Origin of the sequence: Oryzobacter terrae, assembly GCF_042756445.1 — a bacterium.
In the GTDB taxonomy this organism is placed as follows: domain Bacteria; phylum Actinomycetota; class Actinomycetes; order Actinomycetales; family Dermatophilaceae; genus Oryzobacter; species Oryzobacter terrae.
Genome location: NZ_CP170578.1, coordinates 2,396,272 through 2,417,723, shown reverse-complemented (window position 1 = coordinate 2,417,723; position 21,452 = coordinate 2,396,272). Strand labels below are relative to the sequence as shown.

Here is a 21,452-nt window from a genome sequence, read left to right as displayed (position 1 = left end):
CCTCCAGACGGCGCCGGGGGCCCCGTGGGAGCGTGACGCCATGGCCCCGACCGTGCTCGTCGTCGACGACGAGGAGAACATCGCCTACCTCGTGTCCTCGGCGCTGCGCCTGGCCGGGCTGGAGGTCGCAACGGCCGACACCGGCACCGCCGCGCTGGCCGCCTGCTCGCCCACCGGACCCGACCTCGTCGTCCTCGACGTGATGCTCCCCGACCTCGACGGGTTCGAAGTACTCAAGCGCCTGCGCGCCAAGGGGGTTCGCGCGCCGGTGCTGTTCCTCACGGCCCGCGGCGACACCGCCGACCGGGTCCGCGGGCTCACGTCCGGCGGCGACGACTACGTCGTCAAGCCCTTCGCCCTCGAGGAGCTCGTCGCCCGCTGCCACCTGCTCCTGCGCCGCGGCGGCACCCCCGAGGCCGCCAGCGGCCGCCACCGGGTCCACGACCTCGTCCTCGACGAGGACCAGCACCGCGTGTGGCGCGGCGACACCGAGGTCGCCCTCACCCCGACCGAGTTCACCCTGCTGCGCTGCCTGCTCGTCAACGCCGGCCGGGTCGTCACCCGTGCCCAGATCCTCGACCACGTGTGGCAGTACGACTTCGCGGGCGAGTCGGCGATCATCGAGTCGTTCGTGTCGACGCTGCGCAAGAAGGTCGACGCCGTCCAGCCCCGGCTGATCCACACGGTCCGCGGCGTCGGCTACTGCGTGCGGGAGCCCGGATGACGCTGCGCCGCCGGCTCCTCGTCGGCGTCGCCGCGCTCGCCGTGGTCCTCGCCGTCGCCGGGGCCGCGGTCGTCGTCGCGCAGCGCGCCTACCTCGTCGAGCGGCTCGACGCCCAGCTCGCCGCCCTGGCCCGCAACCCGCGCGCCATCCTCCTCGCGTCGGCACGGGCCGAGTCGGGGACACCCGCCGCCGGACTGTCCGACGTGTACGTCGGGCGGATGGGCGCCGACGGCCGCCTCGTCACCGTCCTCGCCCCCGCCGGGGACCCCGCCCTCGTCCCGTCGCTGGCCGCCGGCGAGCGGGTCCTCACCCCCGCGGGCCGGTCGACGCTGGCCGGGGAGTCGCGCCGGGTGCGGGTCGTCACCGCCGAGCTGCCCAACGGGCGCGCCCAGGCCGTCCTCGCCCTCCCCACGACCCCGGTCGACCTCGCGACCCGCCGGCTCGTCCTCACGCTCGGCCTGGTCGGGTTCGTCGTCGCCGGCGTGCTCGGGCTGCTCCTGTGGTGGGTCGACCGGCTCGGCCTGCGTCCCGTCGCGCAGATGACCGAGGCGGCCGACGCCATCCGGGCCGGCGACACGACCCGGCGCGTCCCCCCCGGCCCGCCGGGCACCGAGGTCGCGCGCCTCGCCGCGGCCTTCAACGCCCTCGTCGACTCCAGCGCCGCGACGAACGAGCGGATGCGCCGCTTCGTCGCCGACGCCTCCCACGAGCTGCGGACGCCGCTGACGACGCTCCAGGGGTACGTCGCGCTCCACACGGGGCGCACGGGCTCCGGACCGGACGACGCGCGCCGCCCCGCCGTCGACCCCCCGCACGCCGGCCCGGAGGTCGCCGACGCCCTGCGCCGCATCGGTGCGGAGGCGGCCCGGATGCGGCGGCTCGTCGACGGGCTGCTCGACCTCGCCCGCCTCGACGAGGCCGGCGCCGGGGCCGGGGCTGGGGTCGGCGGGGCCGGGGCCGGCGGGAAGGGCGGGGGGCTGCGCCGCGAGCCGGTCGACCTCGCCGCCGTGGTGCGCGACGTCGCGGCCGACCTGCGGGTCGTGGCGCCGGACCGCGCGGTCTCGGTCGAGGGGGAGGGGCCGCTCGTCGCCCTCGTCGACCGCGACCTCGTCACCCAGGCCCTCGTGGGCCTGACGTCGAACGCGGTGCGCCACACCTCGCCGGGGACCCCGGTGCGCCTCGCCCTCCGCCACGACGCCACCCACGCCCTCCTCGAGGTCGCCGACGACGGGCCGGGCATCCCGCCCGAGCACCTCCCCCACGTCTTCGAGCGCTTCCACCGGGTCGACCGGGGGCGCGCGTCCTCCACCGGCGGCACCGGCCTGGGCCTCGCCCTCGTCGAGGCGGTCGCCCGGGCCCACGGCGGCACGGCCACGGTCCGGTCCGAGCCCGGCCGGGGCGCGACGTTCACCGTGCTGCTCCCCCTCGGCCCCCACTGACCACTCGCGGGCCCCGCACGCGGCCCACCTGTGGACGACGGTTCCCCGGATGTCGGTCGGCGGGCCTACGGTTGGTGGTTCAGGGTCCGGCAGGGCGGACCCCCGTCGGGTGTGGTGTCGGAGGTCGCGTGGTGGGTCGGGTGTTCGCCGTCGACCGCATCGCCGACCTCACGAACCGCGACCTCGACGAGGTCTGCGGCACGGTGACCGTGGCCCGCGGCCTGGCCTACGCCAAGCACGGGCACGTCGTCGACCTCGACCTCGCCGACGACGGCCGCGAGGCCACCGGCTGGGTCGGCGGCAGCAGCGGCCAGACCTACACGACCCGGGTCTCGCTCACCCCCGTCGCCACCCCCTCGGCGGGCCGGCTCACGATCCGCCGCTGGGACAGCACGTGCTCGTGCCCCGTCTCCGGCGACTGCAAGCACGCCGTCGCCGTCGCCGCGGCCGTCCGCGAGCGCCAGCCCGCCCTCGACCGCCTCGCCGGCCGCCCCGACGCGCCGCCGCGGCCCACGTGGGAGCGGGCGCTCGGCGGCCTCCTCGACGACCCCGACGTCGAGACCGAGCACACCGCCGTGGGCCTGCTCATCGAGGAGGCCGTCGGTCCCGGCCGCTCGCGCGTCGCCGAGGGCGGGCGCCTCCCGCTGCGCCTGCGGCCCGTCGTCCCCGGGGTGCGCGGCGGCTGGATCCGCACCGGCGTCTCGTGGGAGACCTTCGCCGGCGGGTACTACGGCTTCGGCCGGGTCAGCTTCTCCGACGACAACCGCGACGCCCTCACCGCGATCGCCGACTCGCACCGGCGCTCGGTCCGCGCGTTCGGCTACGGCCGGATGCCCGACGCCATCCAGCTCGACCACCTCGGGCCCGGGTGGGTCGCCCTCCTGCGGGCCGCCGACCGGGCCGGCGTGCGCCTGCTCACCGACCTCGAGGGCGGGGGCGAGGTCGCCTTCGCCCCCGACCCCGCCGAGCTCGTCGTCGACGTCGTGCGCACCGACGACGGCGCCGAGCTCCGCCCCCACCTCGACCTCCCCGGAGGCGTCGGGCGCGCCCACCTCGTCGGCTCCCCGGCCACCGGGTTCTGGCTGCGCGACGACGACGTCCTCGTCCTCGGCGCCCTCGCCGAGCCGCTCGACGGCACCCGCCAGCGCCTCCTCGACCTCGGGGTCGTCGAGGTGCCCGAGGACGACTGGGCCCGGTTCACCGTCACCCACCTCCCCGGGCTGCGCCGCAAGGCGCGGGTCCGCTCGCTCGACGGCGCCCTCGACCTCCCGGAGGCCGTCCCGCCGCGGCTGGCGCTGCGGCTTACCTTCGAGCCGGGCCACCGGGCCCAGCTCGAGTGGGCCTTCCGGTACGGCTCCACGAACGGCGGGGTGCTGGCCCCGCTCGCCCACGAGGACCCCGACCCGATGCGCGACCGGGCCGCCGAGCGCGTCCTCGTCGACCGGCTCCACGAGGTCGCCGCCGTCGAGTCGTTCGCGCCCCTGTGGCAGGTCGTCGCGCGGGCCCGGCGCCTCGTCCCCGAGGTCCGCCTCCACGGCATCCGCACCGTCGACTTCACGACCGACGTCCTGCCCGCGCTGCGCGAGCTCCCCGACCTCGAGATCGAGGTCGTCGGCGACGAGCCCGACTACAGCGAGGCGCTCGAGGCACCGCTCATCCAGGTCTCGGCGACCGACGTCACCGACGGCTCCGGCGGCGGCGCGGCCTCGGCCACCGACTGGTTCGACCTCGGCATCGCCGTCACCGTCGGCGAGGAGGACGTCCCGCTCGCCCCGCTCATCGAGGCCCTCGCCCGCGGGCACGAGCAGCTGATCCTCGACTCCGGCACGTGGTTCACCCTCGACCGCCCCGAGCTCGAGACCCTGCGCGCCCTCGTCGAGGAGGCCCGCTCCCTCCAGGACAAGCCGTCCGACCCCCTGCGCATCTCGGCGGTCCACGTCGGGCTCTGGGAGGAGCTCGCGGCGCTCGGGGTCGTCGAGCAGCAGAGCGAGCGCTGGTCGCGCTCGGTGTCGGCCCTCGTCGACATCGACGCCGCCGAGCCCGCCGAGGTGCCCGCCGGCCTCCACGCCACGCTGCGGCCCTACCAGGTCGACGGCTTCCGCTGGCTGTCCCTGCTGTGGGACCGCGGCCTCGGCGGCGTCCTCGCCGACGACATGGGCCTGGGCAAGACCCTCCAGATGCTCGCGATGGTGCTGCGGGCGCACGAGCGCGGCGAGCTCACCGACCCCGTCCTCGTCGTCGCGCCCACCTCGGTGCTCTCGACGTGGGCCGGCGAGGCCGCGCGGTTCGCCCCGTCGCTGCGCACCGTCGTCGTCGACAGCACGCGGGCCAAGGCCCGCCGGACCCTGTCCGACACCATCGACGGTGCCCAGCTCGTCATCACGTCCTACGCCGTCGCCCGCATCGACGAGGCCGTCTGGCGCTCGCGGCCGTGGGGGGCCGTCGTCCTCGACGAGGCGCAGTTCGTCAAGAACCACCAGGCCAAGACCTACCAGGCCGTCCGGCGGCTCTCGGCCCGCGCGAAGTTCGCCATCACGGGCACCCCGCTCGAGAACTCCCTCATGGACCTCTGGTCGCTCCTGTCGATCGTCGCGCCCGGCCTGCACCCCCGGCCCGCCCTGTTCCGCGAGCGCTGGGCCAACCCCATCGAGCGCGACGGCGACGCCGAGCGGCTCGCCGCCCTGCGCCGCCGGATCCGCCCCCTGATGCTGCGGCGCACCAAGGAGGCCGTGGCGACCGAGCTCCCGCCGAAGCAGGAGCAGGTCCTCTCGGTCGACCTCCACCCCCGCCACCGGGCCGTCTACGACCGGCACCTCCAGCGCGAGCGGCAGCGCCTCCTCGGGCTCATCGACGACGTCCAGGGCAACCGGATCGCCATCCTGCGCGGCCTCACCGTGCTCCGCCAGCTCTCCCTCGACCCCTCCCTCGTCGACGAGGCCTACGCCGGCCTCGCGTCCTCGGCGAAGATCGACACCCTCGTCGAGCAGGTCACCGAGCTCGCCGAGGAGGGCCACCGGGCGCTGGTGTTCAGCCAGTTCACCGGGTTCCTCAAGCTCGTCCGCGAGCGCTTCGAGGCCGAGGGCGTCGCCTACGAGTACCTCGACGGTTCCACCCGCAACCGCGGCGAGCGGATCGCGGCCTTCCGTGAGGGCGACGCCCCCGTCTTCCTCATCTCGCTCAAGGCGGGCGGGTTCGGACTCACCCTCACCGAGGCCGACTACGTCTTCGTCCTCGACCCGTGGTGGAACCCCGCCGCCGAGGCCCAGGCCGTCGACCGCACCCACCGGATCGGGCAGACCCGGCCGGTCAACGTCTACCGCCTCGTCTCGCACGACACCATCGAGGAGAAGGTCGTCGCGCTCCAGCAGCGCAAGCGCGACCTGTTCACCCGGGTCGTCGACGAGGGGTCCGCCCTGTCCTCGGCCCTGACCTCCGACGACCTGCGCGCCCTCCTCGAGCCCTGACGCCGGTCACGGCGGACAGCGGCGGTCCTCAGCGGCGCCGGGGCTCTGCGGCGTCGCCGGGAAAGCCGAACGCGGTGGAGACCCCGGGGCTGAACGCCACGTGGTCGGGCGGGCGGTGCGCGAGGTCGGGCAGGCCGACCGATGCCAGGAGCCCGTCGTCGAGCCCGACGACCTCGGCGTCGTGCACCGGCCACACCTCGTGCTGGTTCGGGACGAACAAGGTCCGGCCCCACCAGCGCACGTGCAGCCCCCACCGGGCGCTGAGGAACTCGTCGAGCTCGGTGCTCCGACGCCGCGCACCGACCCGGACCGAGACGTGGCTGCGCACCGGCTCCCCGCGCCGCCGGAGCCGGGCGTCATAGGTGTGCACGCTCCCGTCCTGCGCGTGGCGCATCCGCGCCCAGCGGTAGGGCAGCCCGAACGCCGCGCGCGCCCCGCCGACCACCGCCAGCCGGTCGGTGTCCAGGCTGAGGAAGACGATGCCCCGGCGGCCGGTCCGGTCGACCGAGTACAGCCGCACGTTGGTCTCGAGGAACGAGCCCAGCCACGGGACACCGGGGCCACGGGCCACCCCGGCGTCGACCATCCGGAACGGGATGAGCCCGACGTAGGTGACGCCGCCGAGGGTGTCGGGGCGCACGCCGGGCGGCATCCGGTCCGCGACGTCCCCCGGGTCGACGGCCCAGTGGAGGAAGGTCAGGTCGCGCCAGTCCTGGGTCATCATCACCGCCCCCCTGAGGGGCGGGGCGTGCGGTGAGACGGGTTCGACGCCGGGCTCGCACACGCGTCCATCATGCGCTCGACGCCGACGGGGATCCCTGCCGGGCCCGCCCGGGCCGCACGGCCGGGGCCTGCCGTCCTCGTTGCCCGAGCCGTGACCCGGCGGCTGGGAGTTGCCTGCGAGTTGTCGCAGCCGGGAGCCCCACGGGTTGCGCTGAGGCCCCCGGTGGTGTTCGGTGGGCCGGTGCAGTTGAACCGCGCGGTCCCGGTGCTGTCGGTGCCCGACGTCCCGCGCGCCGTCTCGGTCTTCCGCGACGTGCTCGGCCTCGAGGTCGTCATGGACCTCGGGTGGGTGGCCACCCTCGGCAGCGTCGACGGGCCGCAGATCTCGGTCATGCACGAGGACGCCACCGCGGCCTGCAACCCCGACCTGTCGCTCGACGTCGACGACGTCGACGTCGCCCACGCCCGGGCGCTCGAGCTCGGCCTCGAGATCGTCCACCCCATCACCGACGAGCCGTGGGGCGTGCGGCGGTTCTTCGTGCGCGACGAGGGCGGCAACGTCGTCAACGTGCTCTCCCACTCCGAGGTCGCCCTCGAGGACCGCGCCGCCGGCTGAGGCCGCCCGCCCGGCTCGGTCGGGCCGCCCGCCCGGCTCAGTCGGGCCGGGTCATGGCCTTCGGGTCGACCCAGCGGTCGTAGTCGTCGTCGGTGACGTGCCCCGAGGCGAGCGCCGCCTCGCGCAGCGTCGAGCCGTCGCGGTGCGCCTGCTTCGCGATGGCGGCCGCCGCGTCGTAGCCGAGGTGCGGGGCGAGGGCGGTGACGAGCATGAGGTCGGCGTCGAGGTGCTCGGCGATCCGCTCGCGGTCGGCCTCGAGCCCGACGACGCAGTGCTCGGTGAACGAGCGGCACGCGTCGGAGAGCAGGCGCACCGACTCGAGGACCGCATGGGCCATGACCGGCGTGAAGACGTTGAGCTGGAAGTTGCCCTGGCTCCCGGCGAAGCCCACGGTCGCGTCGTTGCCGAAGACCCGGGTGACGACCATCGTCATCGCCTCGGACTGGGTGGGGTTGACCTTGCCCGGCATGATCGAGCTGCCCGGCTCGTTCTCGGGGATCCGCAGCTCGCCGATCCCCGTGCGGGGGCCCGAGGCGAGCCAGCGCACGTCGTTCGCGAGCTTCATCAGGGCGCCGCCGAGGGTGCGCAGCGCCGAGCTGACGGCGACGAGCGCGTCGTGCGAGGCCAGCTGGACGAACAGGTTGTCGGCCTGCCGGAAGTCCTGACCCGTCTCCTGCGTGAGGTGACGGGCGACGAGCGGGCCGAAGTCGGCCGGCGCGTTGAGGCCGGTCCCCACGGCGGTCCCGCCGATGGCCAGCGCCCGGGCCTTCTCGCCGGCGTAGCGGACGTCGGCCTGGGCGTCGCGCAGCTGGGCGGCCCACGCCCCGATCTCCTGGCCGAGGGTCACCGGCGTCGCGTCCTGGAGGTGGGTTCGCCCGACCTTGACGACGTCCCCGAGCTCGACGGCCTTGGCGTCGAGGGCCTCGGTGAGGGCGTCGACGGCCGGGTGGAGGCGCTCGGCGAGCTCGAGGACGACGGCGACGTGGACCGCCGTGGGGAAGGTGTCGTTGCTCGACTGGCTGCGGTTGACGTGGTCGTTCGGGTGGACGGGGTCCTTGCTGCCGAGCTCGCCGCCGAGGATCTCGACGGCGCGGTTGGCGATGACCTCGTTGGCGTTCATGTTGCTCTGCGTCCCCGAGCCCGTCTGGAAGACGACGAGCGGGAAGTGGTCGTCGAGGTCGCCGCGGGCCACCTCGTCGGCGGCCTCCACGACGGCCTCCGCGACGTCCTCGGGGAGCAGGCCGAGGTCGGCGTTCGCGAGGGCGGCGGCCTTCTTCAGCAGGCCGAGCCCGCGGATGACGGGGCGCCCCCAGACGAAGGTGTCGCGCCCGATGTCGAAGTGCTCGACGCTGCGCTGGGTCTGCGCGCCCCAGTAGCGGTCGTCGGGGACCTCGACCGGGCCCATCGTGTCGCGTTCGGTGCGGGTCGCCATCCCTCCACGGTAGGCCGGGCACCGGTTCGCGGACAGGCCGCCCTCTCACGGGTCGTGGTGGACCGGGGCCCACCCGTGGTGGGGTATCACCTCGACCCCGCGGGCGCTCCTCCCCGGAGAAGGACCGGACAGGGTGTCGGGCACCGGTGCGCACAGGGACCTCCCGTGCGGGGTTCCCGTCTGTCACACTGCGAACTCTGTCCACCTCGCAGCGTCGCGACCCGACAGGTTCGGTGTCGCGGCGCCCGGCAGAAGGAGCGTGCGCCATGACCGGGCCGGTCGACCTCCCCGCTGCCGACGGCGTGCTCGCGCCCACGGCGCGGATGGCGCGACGCGAGTGGCGCGCCACCCTCGAGCTCGCGCGCTCGGCCGTGCGCACGCGCGACCTCCACGAGTGGCCGCAGGGCGACGGCCACCCCGTCATCGTCCTGCCCGGCTTCCTCGCCGGCCCGGAGTCGACCGTCTTCCTCCGGGCGCACCTGCGCCGCCTGGGCTACCGGGTCCACGACTGGCGCCAGGGCCGCAACCTCGGGGTCCACCCCGGACTCGGCGAGTCGCTCGAGGACCTCCTCCTCGAGGTGCACGACCGCTACGGGCGGCGGGTCAGCCTCGTCGGCTGGAGCGCGGGCGGCATCTACGCCCGCGAGATGGCGCGCAGCCTGCCCCACTACACCCGCTCGGTCATCACCCTGGGCAGCCCGTTCCGCGGGCACCCCGAGTCCACGCGCGCCTGGCGGGTCTACCGCCTGCTCAACCGGGGCCCCGCCGCCGACGCGCTGTTCACCGAGGAGGCCCGCGCGCGCCGTGCGGCCCCGCTCCCCGTGCCGACGACGTGCATCTACAGCCGCCACGACGGCATCGTCGCGTGGGAGTGCTGCGTCTCCGAGCCCGCCGACCGCACCGAGAACGTCGAGGTCACCGCGACCCACCTCGGCTACGGCCACGAGTTCGAGACGCTGCGCGTCGTCGCCGACCGCCTGGCCCAGCCCGAGGACGCGTGGCGCCCGTGGACCGCATCCGAGGCGACCGCCGCTGCGGGCGACGGGACGGCCGGGCTCGACGAGCAGCATCGCGGCCGGGCCGGCTGACGAGGGTGCCCCCGCCGGTCTGGGCCTCGCCGCTCGACGCCTTCTTCCTCATGGCGGAGACGCCCGAGATGCCGATGCACGTCGCCTCGCTGCTCCAGTTCACCTACCCCCCGGGCGAGGAGGACACCTTCCTGCGCGCGCTCGTCGCCGACCTGCGGTCCGCGACCGTCGAGCCGCCGTGGACGCTGCGCCTGCAGACGCACGCCTTCCGCCGCCAGCCGGTGCACCGGTGGGTGGAGGACGAGGAGTTCGACCTCGACTACCACGTGCGCCACCTCGCCCTGCCGAGCCCGGCCGGTGAGCGCGAGCTCGGCATCCTCGTGTCGCGCATGCACTCCAACCCGCTCGACCTGCGCCGCCCGCCGTGGGAGATCTCGTTCGTCGAGGGCCTCGAGGGCGGGCGGTTCGCGGTCTACGTCAAGATCCACCACGCGCTCGTCGACGGCTTCACCGGCATGCGGATCCTCCGGCGCGGCCTCAGCGCCGACCCCGACGACCGCGACCACCCGTTCTTCCTCAGCACGAGGCGGCCGAGCCGGTCGGCGGCCCGACCCGAGCCGGTGGCCGACGTGACCTCGGTGCTCGGGGGCCTGGCGACCTCGCTCGGGTCGGTGACCTCGGTCGGGCGAGCCCTCCTCGACACCCAGCTGCGCCGCGGCCAGGCCAGCCCGACGACGGCCGTCACCTCGTACCAGGCGCCACCCTCGATCCTCAACGGACGGGTCGGCACGGCCCGGCGGTTCGCCACGCAGCAGCTCGGGACCGACCGGATGAAGGCCATCGGCAAGGCGCGCGGCGCGACCCTCAACGACGTCCTCATGGCCGTGTGCGCCGGTGGGCTGCGCCGCTACCTCGCCGACCTCGACGCCCTCCCCGACGCGCCGCTCATCGGCTTCATCCCCGTCAACGTGCGGCCGAAGGAGAGCCAGGGCGGGGGCAACCTCGTCGGGGCGACCCTCGTCTCCCTCGCGACCGACGTCGCCGACCCCCTCGAGCGGCTGGCGGCGATCACCGCCTCGTCGAAGGCCGCGAAGGCGCGGATGCGCGGCATGTCGGCCGACGAGGTCGTCGCCTACAGCGCCCTGCTCCTCGCCCCCGCGGGGCTGCAGGTGCTGCGCGCGATGAGCGGGCTGCCCGTCCCGCTCCCCCTGCCCCTCACGCTCAACGTGTGCATCTCGAACGTCCCTGGGCCGAGCGAGCACCTCTACTGGCGGGGCGCCCGGCTCGAGGCGACGTACCCGGTCTCGATCCCCGGGCACTCGATGGCGCTGAACATCACGGCGCACTCGTACGCGGGGGTGCTGGACGTCGGGTTCGTGGGCGACCGCGACGGCATCCCCCACCTGCAGCGCCTCGCGGTGCGCACCGGCGAGGCGCTCGACGAGCTCGAGGCCGCCGCCACGCCCCGCGGGCGGCCCCGAGGACGCGGCGGCCGGGCGCGCTGACGCCGGTCCGGCTCAGCCCGCGGACTGGTCGCCGGCGATGTTGACCATCCAGGGGATGCCGAACTTGTCGACGAGGGAGCCGAACTCGTCGCCCCACATCTGCTTCTCGAGCGGCATCGTCACCGTGGCGCCGTCGGACAGACCGTCCCAGTAGCCGCGCAGCGCCTCACCGTCGCCGCTGATCGACACGGTGATGTTCGTGCCGGGGTGGTGCTCGCCCTCCTGGCCGGGCGGCATGTCGGAGGCCATGATCGTGAAGCCGTCCGGGGTGGCGAGCTGGGCGTGCATGACGCCGTCGGCGCCCTCGCCCTCGGCCCCGTACTCACCGAAGGTGTTGAGGGTGAGGTCGCCGCCGAGGACGCCCTGGTAGAACGTCATCGCCTCGCGGGCGGTGCCGGGGAAGTTGAGGTACGGGTTGAGCAGCGCGGCCATGGCCATCTCCTTCGTCGTGGGGTCGATCCGGAAGATACGCCGACCCGCCGACAGAGGGAATCGCCCGCCCTGGGACGCCTCCCAGTCGCCTCCCCGACCCGCCCCGGGGACACCCCGCGGCCACCCGATCGACGTGCACCGTTCGCCCCACGCAGGGCCCGACCGGCCTACGGTCGGGCGCATGACCGGACCCCGTACCCCTCGCCGCCGGGCCGTGGCGGCCACCCTCACGGCCACCGCCCTCGCCGCCGCGACCGTCGCGGCCGCCTCTCCCTCCGGAGCCAGCGGGACCCACCCCGCGGCCGCCTCCGCCGAGCGGGGACACGACCGCTCCCTGCGCGTCGCGACCTTCAACGCCTCGCTCAACCGCAGCGCCGCCGGCCAGCTCGTCGCCGACCTGTCGACGCCCGACAACGCCCAGGCGAGGGCGGTCGCCGAGACGATCCAGCGCACGAACCCCGACCTCCTCCTCGTCAACGAGTTCGACTACGTCGAGGGAAACGTCGCGCTCGACCTGTTCCGCGACAACTACCTCGAGCGCAGCCAGAACGGCGCGGCTCCGGTCGACTACCCGTACGCCTTCACGGCCCCGGTGAACACCGGCGTCCCGAGCGGGCTCGACCTCGACAACAGCGGCTCCGTCGGCGGCCCCAACGACGCCTTCGGCTTCGGGTTCTACCCCGGCCAGTACGGGATGGCGGTGTTCTCGAAGCACCCCATCGACACCGAGGCCGTGCGGACCTTCCAGCAGCTGCTCTGGGCCGACATGCCCGGCGCCCTGCTCCCCGACGACCCGGCCACGCCCGCCCCGGCCGACTGGTACTCGCCGGCCGAGCTCGAGCAGGTCCGCCTGTCGAGCAAGTCGCACTGGGACGTCCCGGTTCAGGTGGGCAAGCGGACGGTCCACTTCCTCGTCAGCCACCCGACGCCCCCGGTGTTCGACGGCCCCGAGGACCGCAACGGCACCCGCAACCACGACGAGATCCGGCTGTGGGCCGACTACATCGGCAGCCCCCGGACGTCGTCGTGGATCACGGACGACGAGGGCGTGCCCGGCGGCCTGCGCCCCGGCTCGTCCTTCGTCATCGCCGGCGACCAGAACTCCGACCCGCTCGACGGCGACTCGATCCCCGGCTCGGCCCAGCTGCTGCTGGACCACCCGCGGGTCAACACCTCCCGCACGCCGACGAGCGAGGGTGCCGTCGAGGCCAGCGCGCTCCAGGGCGGGGTCAATCTCGCCCACCGCAGCCCCGCCGCCCAGGACACCGCCGACTTCTCCGAGCCCCCCGGCAACCTGCGCGCCGACTACGTCCTGCCGAGCCGGGACCTGCGCGTCCTCGGGTCCGGGGTGTTCTGGAGGCCGACGTCCGACCCGCTCTCGCGGCTGACCACCGGCACCTTCCCGAGTGACCACCGGCTCGTGCACGTCGACCTCCGGGTGCCGGGAGGGCGCTGACGGTTCGGGCGGTCCCCCCGCCCTTGCCGAGCACCCTCGACGGGAGGACGATCGCCGGATGAGCAGTGCGCCGGCGGGGACGGTCTACGACGCGGCGGGCGGCGCGGAGGGGCTGCTGGCCCTCGCGCACGCCTGGCACTCGCGCTGCCTGGCCGATGCCGAGGCCGCGCACCCCTTCGAGCACGGCAACCACCCGCAGCACCTCGAGCGGCTCGCCGCGTACTGGGGCGAGGCCCTCGGCGGGCCGGCGACGTACTCGTCCTCCATGGGCGACGAGAGCGAGGTCCTGCGGATGCACGCCTGCAACGGGCCGCACGCCTCCCTCGACGCGGCGGCGCTCGCCTGCTTCGACGCGGCGCTCTCCGACGTGGGCATCACGACCGACCCGCTGCGTGCCACGCTCCACGCCTACTTCGCCGAGGGGATCGAGCGGATGGCCGCCCATCCCGACTCCACCGACGACATCCCCGACGGCCTCGCCGTCCCGCAGTGGTCCTGGGCCGGGCCTACTGCCCCCTCGGTCGGTCCACGGCGCCGAGGATGACCGTCTCGAGGCCGGACCGGAAGCGGTCGTCGACCGGCACCTGAGCGAGCGCAGCCACGGCACGCTCGAGGACCGGACCGACCTCCTCGTCCGCGGACGGAGGACGGACCGGGCGGCCCACCTCCTGCACGACGAAGCCGATGGTGAAGGCGATGAGCGTCACGTGGGCCTGGACGGCGTCGCGGGTCGACAGCCCCGCCTGCTCCAGCAGCACGATCGAGCGCTCCACGAGACGGGCCTGCGCCCGAGAGCGGTGCGCGCGCTCGGTGACCAACGGGACGACGGCCGGGTGGTCGAGCAACGTGCTGCGGTACGCCGTGAAGCCGTCGACGAGGGCGGCCCGCCACGCCGTTCCTGTCGGCGGGAGGACCACCTCCTCGAGCACGAGGTCGAGGACCCCGTCGACGAGGTCGTCCTTGCTCCGGACGTGCGTGTAGAGGGAGGCCCCCTCGACGTCGAGCTCGCGGGCGACGGCGCGCATGGTCAGCGCCGCTCGGCCGTCGCGGTCGAGGAGGGCGAGGGCGGCAGCCACGACCGCGGTCCGGTCCAGCCCGCGGTGGAAGCGGCGTCCGTCGATGCGAGGGGCGGGACGAGGTGAACGAGCAGGAGCGCCGGGGCCTTGACGTGGTGGCGGCACGTCGGCAATCCTAACATCGTTAGGATCACGCCACCGCGAAGGACCCGCCATGACCACTGCGAACGTCGACCTCGTCACGGGCATCTACGCGGCGTACGCCTCCGGGGACCGGGAGGCCGTCGAGCGCGCCTTCGCCCCCGACGTCCGGTGGCACAACTCCGGCGACGACCCGACGGCCGGGACGATCGAAGGGGTCGCGGCCGTGATGGACCACCTCCTGGGCGAGAACCACATGGAGGACTACGCGCTGGACGTCGACGACGTGCTCGCGAGCGCGGACCGCGTCGCCGTCGTCGCCCGGACGAGGGGGCGGCGGGGGGACCGGTGGATCGAGAACCCCTTCGTCCAGCTCGTGCTCGTGCGGGACGGCAGGGTCGCGGAGGTCTGGAACTACTACTGGGACCAACGGGCCCTCGCCGAGTTCATGCGCGCCTGACGTGCCGCAACGGCGCCCTCCCGAGACCCACGCCGCCCGTGTGCGACGCTGCAGCCGTGAGCGATGACGACTACTTCGTGGAGAACACCCTCGGCTGGCTCGCCCGCGACCTCGACGACGACGACGGGTATGACTCGCTGACCGAGCCCGAGCGCACGGCCACCCTGGCGTGGGTGCTCGACCGGACCCTGCGCTCGCGCGGGATCGTGGGCTGGGTCACCGGCCACGGACCGCGCAGCGACGACGCCCTCGCCGCGCTGAGGGCGGTCGGCGCCGGAGCCCACGCCGACGCCCTCGAACCGGGGCTGCAGGCCTACCCCGACCGGGCCGACCCGGACCCCGAGGCCCGGTTCGGGCCGGCCGAGGGCGAGGGGACCGGGGAGGCCGGGGCCGCGACACCGGTGGACAGCGAGGCCGCCCACCGCGCCGAGTCCGCGTACCTCGCCCTGACCAGGCGCGACGACGTCGTCGAGCGCCACGTGCGGCCGTTCATCGAGCAGCGCCCGAAGGACTTCCCGCAGGACGTCGACGACCTCTGAGCGGGCGGACCGCCGGTCCGCCCGGTCCGGGCGTCAGAGGCTGACGGTCTCGTTCTCGCCGTCGTCGGGGCGCTCGCCGGTGACCTTGGCCTTGAGGACGTCGACGAGGGTGCCGACCGTGCCCGGGCTGTCCCAGTACTCGGCGCTCTCGCCGTCGACGCGGATGACGGCGACCTTCGGGTCCTCGGGCTCGCACTGGAACCACGCCTCGGCAAAGTCGTTCCACAGCTCGCGGGCCTTCGCGGGGTCCTGCAGCACCACGGCGGTGCCCGCGACCGAGACCCACGCGCCCTCCTCGGTGAAGGCGACGTTCACCTGGGGGGTGCGCCGGATCTCGTCGGTCTTCTCCGAGTCGGCGAACGCGAGGAACCACAGGGTCCCGTCGGGGTCGGCCTGCTGGCACGCCATCGGCCGGGCCGCGAGGGCGCCGGACTCGTCGTGGACGGTCGTGAGCATCGCGGTGCGCTGGTCCTTGATGAGGTCGTGGACGTGCTCGGCGCCGTTCTCGTGGTGCGACATCGGTGGTCCTCCCGGTCGGGGTCGTGGGGTCAGGCGGGCTGTCGTGCGCTCTTCGCGACGCTGGCGCCGCCACCGGGTCCCCTACCCCGCCGGCAGCGGGCCACCCGTGCGCGGACGGGGCGCTGTCGAAGGTCGGGGCAGGTCAGAGGCGGCGGATGACCGCCTGCCCCCGCGTCAGCAGTTCCTCGCGCCGGCCCGGGTCCATGCCCTCCCAGGTGCGCGTCACCATCCGCGAGCGCGGGTTGCCCTCGAACACCTCGCGGTGGTCCTCGACGAAGCGCCAGTAGAGGGCGTCCCAGTCGTCGCGCCACTCGCCGGGCCCGACGTCGGTCATCTTCCTGAGGTAGTTGCTGCCCGACACGTAGGGCTTGGTCGTGATGCCGGTCCCGGCGGCGAACTGCGACATGGCGTAGACGTTGGGCACCATGACCCAGTCGTAGGCGTCGACGAACATCGCCATGAACCACTCGTAGACCTCCTCGGGGTCGGTGCGCAGCAGGCACATCGCGTTGCCGAGGACCATGAGCCGCTCGATGTGGTGCGCGTACCCCCGCTCGAGGACGCCGCGCACGACGTGGTCGACCGGCTCGAGCCCCGTCGTCCCGTCCCACCACCCGGGCGCGAGCGAGCGGGTGTGCCGCAGGTGGTTCGCGCTCCGCATCCGCCGTCCGTAGAGGTGGTAGGTCGCCCGCATGTACTCGCGCCACCCGATGAGCTGGCGGACGAACCCCTCGAGCGACTCGATCGGCACGTCGTGCTCGTCGGCGTGGGCCAGGACGGCCTCGAGCACCTCGTGCGGGGTGAGCAGCCCGCAGTTCAGCGCCGGGGTGATGGCGGCGTGGAAGACGAAGGGATGCGCGGTCGCGACGGCGTCCTCGTAGGGCCCGAACTGCTCGAGCCGCTCGGCGACGAACTCCCGCAGCCCCGCCCGGGCCTGCTCGTGCGTCACGGGCCAGGCGAACGACGCGGCCGACCCGGGTGCGTCCGGGAACGCCTCACCCACCCAGTCGACCGCCTCCTCGACATGGGTCGTCCACGACGGCGCCGTCCGCTCCGGCACGACGTGCCCCTTCGGCAGCTTCTTGCGGTTCTCGGTGTCGAACGACCAGCGGCCCCCGACCGGCTGGTCCCCCTCGACGAGGACGCCGAGCCGCCGTCGCTGCCACTGGTAGAACGTCTGCATCCGTGCTCGGTGCTCGCCGAACCACGCGACGAGCTCGGGCCGCGTCGTGAGGAAGCCCGGCGACTCCTCGACGTCCTCCGGCTCCAGCGTCACACCGGCCGCGGCGAGCGCGGCCCGCACGTCGCGCAGCATCCAGTCGTCGACGGGGTCGAGCAGCCGCACGGAGCCCGGCCGCAGGTCGCGTAGCAGGGCGGTCAGCCGTTGCGATGACGACCGCCCGGCATCGGTCTCGATGACGTCGACGTCGAACCCGGCCCCGCGCAGGCGCTCGGCGAACGACCTGCCGGCCGCCCGGTGGAGGACGAGCCGCTGGGCGTGGACGGGCTGGTGGCGGAAGAGCAGGTCGTCCTCGACGAGCACGAACCGGGTCCCGGGCGCGGCGTCGAGGTGGGCCTCGAACAGCTGGTGCGGGTAGATCAGCCGCACGGGGCGGGTGAGGTCTTCGGCCACGTGCCGACCCTAGGTCGCCGGGTCGGTGGGCGGCCGCGGGGCCGTGGCACCGGTGGCCGCTGTCTAGGGTGGGGGCCTGTCGCCCGACGGTCTGTCTAGGCTTGCCACGACGGAGCCCCACCCCGAGGTGCCCCGAGGGCCCCCGGCGAGCGGAAAGGACGGTGGAGTCGATGAGTGCCGAGGTGACCTCCGTGGACCTCGACGCGCGCCGCCGCCGCGCCACCCCCGACGACACGCTGGCCCGCGCTGACGCCCTCCTCGTCGAGACCGTCGCCGGCCTGCGGGCCGCGCTCGAGGCGGCCGCCGCCGACGGCGACCCCACCGACCTGCGCCTCGCCCCTCCCGGCGCCCTCGCCGTCGACCTCACGGGCGAGCTCGCCGAGCGCTCCGCGCGGCCGGGCAAGCGGCTCCGGCCCCTGCTCGCCCACTGGGGCTGGGTCCTCGCCGGGGGTCGCGCCGACACCCACCTCGACCTCACCCGCGTGGCCGCCGCCCTCGAGCTCCTCCAGCTCTTCGCCCTCGTCCAGGACGACGTCATGGACCGCTCCGACTCCCGGCGGGGCCTGCCGACGCTCCACGTGACGGCCCGCGACCGGCACCGCACCGGCGGCGGCGTGGGCGACCCCGAGCTCTTCGGCGACAGCGTGGCCGTGCTCGTCAGCGACCTGGCGCTCAGCGAGGCGACCCTCCTCATCGCGCCGACCACCCCGGAGGTCCGGGCCGCCTGGCGGCTCATGGCGGTCGAGCTCGTCGAGGGCCAGCTGCTCGACGTCACCCACACCGCCGACCGGCGCCGCGACCTCGCGACCTCGCGCCGGATCGCCCGGTTCAAGAGCGGCCGCTACACGATCAGCCGCCCCCTCCAGCTGGGCGCCCTCGTCGCCGGCGGCGGGCCCGACCTCGTCCGGCGCCTCGTGACGTGGGGCGACCTCGTCGGTGACGCCTTCGCCGTGCGCGACGACGTCCTCGGCGTGTGGGGCGACCCCGCCCTCACCGGCAAGCCCGCGGGCGACGACCTCCGCTCCGGCAAGCCGACCGCCCTCCTCTCCTGGGCCGCCGAGCTGCTCCCCGGTGCCGACCGCCCCCTCCTCGCGGCCTGCGACGCGGGCACGCTCGACGAGGCCGGGGTCACCGCGCTCGCGGCCGCCATGGACCGTGCCGGGGTGCGCGAGCGCGCCGAGACCGCCATCTCCGACAGCGCCGACCGCGCGCTGGCGCAGCTCGACGACCTCGGGGCCGACGACGAGGCGGCCACCGCCCTGCGCTCCCTCGTCGAGTCGATCGCGTGGCGCTCCGCGTGAGGACGACGTGAGGGTCGTCGTCGTCGGCGCGGGGCTGTCGGGCCTGGCCGCCGCCTGCCACCTGACCGCCGCGGGCCACGACGTCACCGTCCTCGAGCGCGAGGCCGAGGTCGGCGGGCGGGCCGGGACGCTGCGGCTCGGGGACTTCCGCTTCGACACCGGCCCGGTGGTCATGACGATGCCCGAGCTCCTCCACGCCCCGATCCGGGCCGTGGGCGGCGACCCCGACGCCCTCGTGCCGATGACCCGCCTCGACCCGGCCTACCGCGCCGTCTACGCCGACGGCAGCGAGCTGCACGTGCGGGCCGACATGGCCGACCTGCGCGAGGAGGTGCGCAGAGTCATCGGCGAGGAGGACGCGCGCGGGCTCGACCGCTTCCTCGTCTGGCTCGAGAAGCTCCACACCGCCGAGTTCGAGACCTTCATCGACCACAACTACGCCTCGCCGCTCGACCTCGTCCGCCACCCCGCCACCGCGGCGCAGCTGCTCCGGCTCGGCGGGCTCGGGGCCCTGGGCCCGACCGTCGAGCGCTTCTTCACCGACGACCGGCTGACCCGGATCTTCAGCTTCCAGGCGCTCTACGCCGGGGTCGCTCCCGCGAAGGCCCGGGCCCTGTTCGCCGTCATCACGTACATGGACACCGTCCGTGGGGTCTTCCACCCCGAGGGCGGGATGCACGCGGTGCCGCGCGGGATGGCTCGGGCCCTCACCGACGCCGGGGTGTCCGTGCACCTCGGGGTCGAGGTGTCGGCGGTCCTGCGCCGGTCCGACGGCGCCGTCGCCGGTGTCGCGACGGCCGACGGCGAGAAGGTCGCGGCCGACGCCGTCGTCTGCACCCTGGACCTGCCGGTCGCCTACGAGCGGCTGCTCCCCGACGTCCCGGGCCCCCGGTCCGTGCGGAAGGGAAGCTACTCGCCGTCGTGCGTCGTCTGGCACGTCGGCGCCACCGGCTCGCCGGGCGCGCACCTGCGGCACCACAACATCCACTTCGGGGCCGACTGGGACGGGGCCTTCGAGGCGCTCGTCGACCGCGGCGATCTGATGCCCGACCCGTCCCGGCTCGTCACCGTCCCCACCGTCTCCGACCCCACCGCCGCGCCGGCCGGGTCGACGAGCATGTACGTGCTGGAACCGGTGCCGCACACCGGGTCCGGGCTCGACTGGGCCCGCGAGTCCGGCCCGATGCGCGAGCGGCTGCACGCCTTCCTCGAGGCCGGCGGCTACCCCACCGACGTCCGCGAGGAGCTCCTCGTGACGCCCGACGACTGGGCCGCGCAGGGGATGCACCTCGGGACCCCGTTCGCCCTGGCGCACACGTTCACCCAGTCGGGCCCCTTCCGGCCGTCGAACGTCGACCGCCGGGTCCCCGGGCTCGTCTTCGCCGGCTCCGGGACCACCCCGGGTGTCGGCATCCCGATGGTCCTCGTCAGCGGCAAGCTCGCCGCCGAGCGGGTGCAGGAGTACGCGGGGGCCGCCCGGCCCCGCGCCCGGGTGGCCGCCCGATGACGACGTCCTCCCGGGCCGACGTCGTCGCGGAGGGCTACGCGCGGTGCGCGCGCATCACCCGCGAGAACGGCACGACGTACTGGTGGGGCACCCGCCTGCTGCCCGAGGACGCCCGCCGCCACGTCCACGCCGTCTACGCCCTCGCCCGGCTCGCCGACGACATCGTCGACGACGCGGGGCCCGAGCCCGGACCCGGGACCGAGGCGGCCCTCACGGCCTTCGAGGACCGCTTCTTCACCGCCCTCGCCGCCGGGCGCTCGAGCGACCCCGTCACCGCGGCCGTCGTCACCACGGTGCGCGAGCGCCACATCGACGAGCAGTGCTTCCACCGGTTCTTCCGTGCCATGCGCACCGACCTCACCCGGCGCGAGTACGAGACGTGGGGCGACCTCCTGGGCTACATGGACGGCAGCGCCGCGGTCATCGGCGAGATGATGCTGCCCGTGCTGGAGCCGGCCGCGGAGTCGACGGCGGCGGCACGCTCGCTCGGCCTCGCCTTCCAGCTGACGAACTTCCTGCGCGACGTCGGCGAGGACCTCGACCGAGGGCGCGTCTACCTCCCGCAGGAGGACCTCCGGCGGTTCGGCGCCGACCCGAGGGAGCGTCGGGTCACCCCCGAGTGGCGTGCCCTCATGGCCTTCGAGATCGAGCGCAACCGACGGCTGTACCGCGAGGCCGACGCCGGGCTCCCCGCGCTCCCCCTGCAGGCCCGCCGCTGCGTCGCGACCGCCCGGGTCCTGTACTCGCGCATCCTCGAGCGCATCGAGGCCGCCGACCACGACGTGTTCTCCTCCCGCGCACGCGTCCCCGTGGCGGCGAAGGCAGCGCTGGCCGCGCGGATGGTCGTGGCCCGCGAACCGATGCGCCTCGTCCACGCCGACCGGGCGAGCCGCGACCCGCACGAGGGCGCCTGGGTGTCCGACCACGCCGTCGTCCTCGTCGACGAGTCCGGTGCCGCCGTCGGCGAGGCGCCGAAGTCGGTCGTCCACCACGACGACACCCCCCTGCACCTCGCGTTCTCCTGCTACGTCCTCGACCCCGAGGGCCGCCTGCTCGTGACGACGCGGGCGGCGAGCAAGCCGAGCTTCCCGGGCGTCGTGACGAACACGGTCTGCGGCCACCCGACCCCGGGTGAGGACCTCGGCGACGCCGTCCGGCGCCGGGCCCGCACCGAGCTCGGCGTCGACGTCGGCGACCTCCGGCTCGTCCTCCCCCGGTTCCGCTACCGCGCGGCGATGAACGGGATCGTCGAGAACGAGGTGTGCCCGGTCTTCGTCGGGTTCGCCGAGTCCGACTCCGTCACACCGGATCCCGAGGAGGTCAGCGACGCCCGCTGGGTCCCTTGGGCCGAGTTCTCGGCCGAGGTCCTCGCCGGTCGCTGGACCGTCTCACCGTGGGCTGCCGAGCAGGTGCCCCTCCTCGCGGCCCTGGGCCCGGACCCGCGCGGGTGGGCTGCGGCACCTCGCTGCGACCTGCCGGCCGCCGCCACCCTGGGCCCCGGCGCCGAGGCGGCCTGA

Annotated in this window: 19 protein-coding genes; 13 read left to right on the top strand and 6 right to left on the bottom strand. The window is 74.9% G+C overall.

The genetic code is table 11. From position 1 onward, the window contains the following. The first annotated feature begins 40 nt into the window (after positions 1-40). From ACFWN3_RS11400 to ACFWN3_RS11390, 3 genes are all read left to right on the top strand, one after another. Positions 41-724, top strand: coding sequence for a response regulator transcription factor (locus tag ACFWN3_RS11400; RefSeq protein WP_377639648.1), 684 nt, complete (start codon positions 41-43; stop codon positions 722-724). Next, positions 721-2,163 carry a sensor histidine kinase gene (locus ACFWN3_RS11395; RefSeq protein WP_377639646.1) on the top strand — a complete coding sequence of 481 codons (1,443 nt, stop codon included), beginning with the start codon at positions 721-723 and terminating at the stop codon, positions 2,161-2,163. Before ACFWN3_RS11400 ends, ACFWN3_RS11395 begins: the two co-directional genes overlap by 4 nt. A gap of 140 nt (positions 2,164-2,303) precedes the next feature. Further along, the gene (locus ACFWN3_RS11390) at positions 2,304-5,627 is read left to right on the top strand and encodes an SNF2-related protein (protein WP_377639644.1); all 3,324 of its coding nucleotides are present in this window, start codon (positions 2,304-2,306) and stop codon (positions 5,625-5,627) included. A gap of 28 nt (positions 5,628-5,655) precedes the next feature. Here the strand turns inward: ACFWN3_RS11390 and ACFWN3_RS11385 are convergent, their stop codons facing one another. Further along, a complete protein-coding gene (locus ACFWN3_RS11385) occupies positions 5,656-6,351 on the bottom strand; it encodes a YqjF family protein (RefSeq protein ID WP_377639642.1) in 696 nt (231 codons plus the stop codon). A gap of 240 nt (positions 6,352-6,591) precedes the next feature. Between ACFWN3_RS11385 and ACFWN3_RS11380 the strand changes: the two genes are divergently transcribed. Further along, complete coding sequence (locus tag ACFWN3_RS11380) at positions 6,592-6,966, top strand: VOC family protein (protein WP_377639640.1); 375 nt, start codon at positions 6,592-6,594, stop codon at positions 6,964-6,966. 37 nt (positions 6,967-7,003) lie between these two features. Here ACFWN3_RS11380 and fumC read toward each other — a convergent pair whose 3' ends face one another. After that, positions 7,004-8,398 carry a class II fumarate hydratase gene (fumC, locus tag ACFWN3_RS11375; RefSeq protein ID WP_377639638.1) on the bottom strand — a complete coding sequence of 465 codons (1,395 nt, stop codon included), beginning with the start codon at positions 8,396-8,398 and terminating at the stop codon, positions 7,004-7,006. 266 nt (positions 8,399-8,664) lie between these two features. Between fumC and ACFWN3_RS11370 the strand changes: the two genes are divergently transcribed. Further along, positions 8,665-9,486, top strand: a complete 822-nt coding sequence (locus ACFWN3_RS11370; protein ID WP_377639636.1) for an esterase/lipase family protein — start codon at positions 8,665-8,667, stop codon at positions 9,484-9,486. Between the two features lie 5 nt (positions 9,487-9,491). Continuing rightward, positions 9,492-10,931: a wax ester/triacylglycerol synthase family O-acyltransferase gene (locus tag ACFWN3_RS11365; RefSeq protein WP_377639634.1), complete on the top strand. Its 1,440-nt coding sequence runs from the start codon at positions 9,492-9,494 to the stop codon at positions 10,929-10,931. A gap of 12 nt (positions 10,932-10,943) precedes the next feature. Here the strand turns inward: ACFWN3_RS11365 and ACFWN3_RS11360 are convergent, their stop codons facing one another. After that, positions 10,944-11,363, bottom strand: coding sequence for a VOC family protein (locus ACFWN3_RS11360; protein WP_377639632.1), 420 nt, complete (start codon positions 11,361-11,363; stop codon positions 10,944-10,946). Between the two features lie 181 nt (positions 11,364-11,544). On the opposite strand from ACFWN3_RS11360, the gene ACFWN3_RS11355 reads away from it, so the two are divergent. Further along, a complete protein-coding gene (locus ACFWN3_RS11355) occupies positions 11,545-12,819 on the top strand; it encodes an endonuclease/exonuclease/phosphatase family protein (RefSeq protein WP_377639630.1) in 1,275 nt (424 codons plus the stop codon). Positions 12,820-12,877: 58 nt separating this feature from the next. After that, the gene (locus ACFWN3_RS11350; RefSeq protein ID WP_377639628.1) at positions 12,878-13,363 is read left to right on the top strand and encodes an oxidoreductase; all 486 of its coding nucleotides are present in this window, start codon (positions 12,878-12,880) and stop codon (positions 13,361-13,363) included. On the opposite strand, the gene ACFWN3_RS11345 is transcribed toward ACFWN3_RS11350, so the two are convergent. Continuing rightward, on the bottom strand, positions 13,326-13,895 hold the full coding sequence (locus ACFWN3_RS11345) for a TetR/AcrR family transcriptional regulator C-terminal domain-containing protein (protein ID WP_377639626.1): 570 nt from the start codon (positions 13,893-13,895) through the stop codon (positions 13,326-13,328). The genes ACFWN3_RS11350 and ACFWN3_RS11345 overlap by 38 nt on opposite strands. 154 nt (positions 13,896-14,049) lie before the next feature. Between ACFWN3_RS11345 and ACFWN3_RS11340 the strand changes: the two genes are divergently transcribed. Both ACFWN3_RS11340 and ACFWN3_RS11335 read left to right on the top strand, forming a co-directional pair. Next, entirely contained in the window at positions 14,050-14,436 is a 387-nt protein-coding gene (locus ACFWN3_RS11340) for a nuclear transport factor 2 family protein (protein ID WP_377639624.1), read from the top strand. 56 nt (positions 14,437-14,492) lie between these two features. Further along, positions 14,493-14,975 (top strand): hypothetical protein, encoded by a 483-nt coding sequence (locus tag ACFWN3_RS11335; protein ID WP_377639622.1) that lies wholly within the window; start codon positions 14,493-14,495, stop codon positions 14,973-14,975. Positions 14,976-15,008: 33 nt separating this feature from the next. Here ACFWN3_RS11335 and ACFWN3_RS11330 read toward each other — a convergent pair whose 3' ends face one another. Next, a complete protein-coding gene (locus tag ACFWN3_RS11330; protein WP_377639620.1) occupies positions 15,009-15,494 on the bottom strand; it encodes a pyridoxamine 5'-phosphate oxidase family protein in 486 nt (161 codons plus the stop codon). A gap of 142 nt (positions 15,495-15,636) precedes the next feature. Next, positions 15,637-17,127, bottom strand: coding sequence for a cryptochrome/photolyase family protein (locus ACFWN3_RS11325; RefSeq protein ID WP_377639618.1), 1,491 nt, complete (start codon positions 17,125-17,127; stop codon positions 15,637-15,639). 170 nt (positions 17,128-17,297) lie between these two features. Between ACFWN3_RS11325 and ACFWN3_RS11320 the strand changes: the two genes are divergently transcribed. The 3 genes from ACFWN3_RS11320 to idi are packed head-to-tail and all read left to right on the top strand — an operon-like array spanning position 17,298 to position 21,452. Next, positions 17,298-18,428, top strand: coding sequence for a polyprenyl synthetase family protein (locus tag ACFWN3_RS11320; RefSeq protein WP_377639616.1), 1,131 nt, complete (start codon positions 17,298-17,300; stop codon positions 18,426-18,428). Positions 18,429-18,435: 7 nt separating this feature from the next. Then, complete coding sequence (crtI, locus tag ACFWN3_RS11315) at positions 18,436-19,935, top strand: phytoene desaturase family protein (RefSeq protein ID WP_377639614.1); 1,500 nt, start codon at positions 18,436-18,438, stop codon at positions 19,933-19,935. Then, on the top strand, positions 19,932-21,452 hold the full coding sequence (gene idi, locus ACFWN3_RS11310) for an isopentenyl-diphosphate Delta-isomerase (RefSeq protein WP_377639612.1): 1,521 nt from the start codon (positions 19,932-19,934) through the stop codon (positions 21,450-21,452). The genes crtI and idi overlap by 4 nt, the downstream gene beginning before the upstream one ends.